Origin of the sequence: Roseicyclus amphidinii, from assembly GCF_030163755.1 — a bacterium.
Taxonomy (GTDB): domain Bacteria; phylum Pseudomonadota; class Alphaproteobacteria; order Rhodobacterales; family Rhodobacteraceae; genus Roseicyclus; species Roseicyclus amphidinii.
In genome coordinates this window covers 1-2,893 of sequence record NZ_JASJOE010000130.1, presented here as the reverse complement: position 1 = coordinate 2,893, position 2,893 = coordinate 1, and the positions used below count along the sequence as shown (strand labels likewise).

General features: G+C 72.0%; 3 protein-coding genes. All 3 read left to right on the top strand.

Features of this window, described 5'->3' with window-relative positions:
* On the top strand, window positions 1–1,192 hold a 1,192-nt coding region (locus QQK83_RS19090; protein ID WP_284267004.1), incomplete at its 5' end, for an FHIPEP family type III secretion protein.
* Window positions 1,189–1,962, top strand: a complete 774-nt coding sequence (locus QQK83_RS19085) for a flagellar biosynthetic protein FliR (RefSeq protein WP_284267002.1) — start codon at window positions 1,189–1,191, stop codon at window positions 1,960–1,962. The genes QQK83_RS19090 and QQK83_RS19085, both read left to right, overlap by 4 nt.
* The coding region (locus tag QQK83_RS19080; protein WP_284267000.1) for an EscU/YscU/HrcU family type III secretion system export apparatus switch protein at window positions 1,959–2,893 on the top strand (935 nt) is incomplete at its 3' end. The genes QQK83_RS19085 and QQK83_RS19080, both read left to right, overlap by 4 nt.

Below are 2,893 nucleotides of genomic sequence, written 5' to 3'. Positions count from 1 at the left end.
GCTGCCCTTGCTGCCGTTCCTGGCCGGGGCCGCCGCCCTGGGCGTCGCGGCGTTCCTGCGGTCGCGCAGCCTGCGGGCGGAGGCCACGGCGGCCGACATCCCCGCGCAGGCCGCCGCCGCCACGCCCGCCGAGACCATCGGCGACCTGCTCGACCTCGACGATATCCACGTGGAGTTTGCGCCCGACCTTGTCGCGCTGGCGCTGGACCCGGCGACCGGGCTCGATGCGCGCATCCGCACCATGCGCGAGCATGTCGCGCGCGGCTTCGGCCTGATCCTGCCCGAGATGCGGCTGACCGATCGGCCCGACCTGCCGCCCGGCACCTACGCGATCAAGCTTCTGGGCGTGGAACACGCCCGCGCCACGCTGCGCCCCGGCCGCCTGTTGGCGCTGGTGGGCGACCGGCCCGAGGCGCTGCCCGCGGGCGAGGACGTGAAGGAACCGGTCTACGCCGCCCCCGCGCGCTGGATCGCGGCCGAAGACCGCGAGGTCGCGGCGCTGCAGGGGGTGACCGTGGTCGCCCCGTCCGAGGTGCTGGCGACCCACCTGCTCGAGGTGCTGAAGCGCAATCTTGCGCGGCTCCTGACCTTCAAGACGCTGCAGCGGCAGCTCGACGCCTTCGTCACCCTGTCCGACGGCGCGCGGGCCGAGGAAAACCGCCGCCTGCTGGATGAACTGGTGCCCGACAAGGTGCCGCTCGACCAGTTGCACGCGGTTCTGCGGCTTCTGCTGGAAGAACAGGTCTCGATCCGCAACCTGCCCCTGATCCTCGAGGCCACCGCCGAGATGCGCGGGACCAAGGCCGCGCCCGAGGTGATCTGCGAACATGTGCGCCAGCGCCTCGGCTTCCAGTTGATCGCCGAGTTGAAACGCGAGGACGGGACGCTGCCGCTGGTGCAGCTCTCGAACGACTGGGAGGAGGTCTTCCTGCGCCACCAGGTCGGTGGCGACGGCGGCCTGCCCGAGATCGCCCTGCCGCCCGAGGAATTCAACGCGCTGGCAAGGTCCGTCGCCGACAAGGTCGGCGCGGCGGGCGAAAAGGGCAGCTATCCGGGCGTGGTCACCACGGCGCTGCGCCGCCGCTTCCTGCGCACGGTGCTGCACGCCCGCGGCATTCCCAACCCGGTGCTGTCCTTCGAGGAAATCGGGACCGAGGCGCGCCCCGCGTTGGTCGGGCTGGCCGCGCCATGAGCGCCGCGCTGGCCGAGCTTCTGGCATTGGCGCAGCTCTGGCTGGCGGCGGCCACCGCGGTGTTCCTGCGGATCGGGGCCTGTTTCCTCGTGCTGCCGGGGCTGGGCGAGGCGATGATCCCGCTGCGCGTCAAGCTGGGCGCGGCGCTGGCGCTGACCGCCATCGTGACCCCCGCGGTGGCCCCGTCGCTGCCGCTGATGACAGGGGCGATGCCGCCACTGCGCTTCTTCCTGACCGAGGCCGTGGCGGGGCTGATCATCGGGCTTGCCCTGCGCCTGACGGTGCATGCGCTGCAGGTTGCGGGAACGATCGCGGCGCAGGCGACCTCGCTGTCGCAGATCATGGGCGGGGCTTCGCCCGACCCGCAACCGGCGATGGGTGCGATCCTGATGCTGGGGGGGATCACGCTGGCGGTGATCGCGGGGCTGCACGTGCATCTCGCCGAGGCGATGATGCGCTCCTACACGGTGCTGCCCGCGGGGCGCTGGCCTGCGCCGCATGACATCGGCGGCTGGGGCGTGCAGCGCGTCGCGGCCAGTTTCGGGCTGTCGCTGTCGCTGGCCGCGCCCTTTCTCGTCGCCTCGCTGCTCTACAACCTCGCGCTCGGCGTCATCAACAAGGCGATGCCGCAGCTGATGGTCGCCTTCGTCGGCGCGCCCGCGATCACCTGGGGGGGCCTGTTCCTGCTGCTGCTCTGCGCACCCGTGCTGCTGCCGGTCTGGCTCGAGGCTTTCCGCGATGCGCTGGCCGCGCCCATGGCCGTGCCATGAGCGACGACCAGTCCCCCGCCGACAAACCGCACGACCCAACGCCGCGCCGACTGGAGGAGGCCCGCCGGAAGGGCGAGATCACCCGCTCGGCCGATCTGAACACGGCGGTCGCCTATGGCGGGGCGCTGATCGCCGCCGGGCTGCTGGGGCCGGTGGCCGCGCAGGATCTCGGGCGGTTGATGCAGGTGCTGCTGGGCCAGGCGCACGGGCTGGCGCCGCTGCTGCTGTCGCCCGGCGGCGCGGGGCTGGCGGGGGGGCTGATGGGCCCGCCGCTGGCGGCGGTGGCGATGGCCGCGCTCCTGCCCGGTGCGCTGGTGCTGGTCGCGCTGGTCGCGCTGCGGGGGCTGCTGGTCTCTCCCGAGAAGCTGCAGCCGAAACTGTCGCGCATCGACCCGATCGGCAACGCCAGGCAGAAATTCGGGGCGCAGGGCCTGTTCCAGTTCGCCAAGTCGGCGGCCAAGCTGACCCTCGTGTCGGCATTGCTCGCCCTCTACCTGCTGGCGCGGGGCGAGCGCATCCTGGCGTCGCTCTATGCCGATCCGGCGCAGATTCTCGCGTTCATGGGGCGGCTGACCTTCGAGTTCATGGCGGTCGTGCTGGTGCTGGCGGGGGGCATGGGCGTGGTGGACTGGATGTGGGAATGGGCCCAGCATCTCAGGAAACACCGCATGACCCGGCAGGAGCTGGTGGACGAGACCAAGTCCTCCGAGGGGGATCCGCATATCAAGCAGCAGCGCCGCGCCCGCGCGCAGGCCATCGCCATGAACCAGATGCTTGGCGACGTGCCCAAGGCTGACGTGGTGGTCGTGAACCCGACGCATTACGCCGTGGCACTCAAATGGGACCGCGCCGGGCGCGGCGTGCCGGTCTGCGTGGCCAAGGGCGTGGACGAGACCGCCCGCCGCATCCGCGAGGTCGCCGCCGAGGCCGG

What these genes read in the sequence shown, in the direction of transcription:
- QQK83_RS19085 (WP_284267002.1), top strand. Translation starts at nt 1,189, where the DNA reads ATGAGCGCCGCGCTGGCCGAGCTTCTGGCATTGGCGCAGCTCTGGCTG.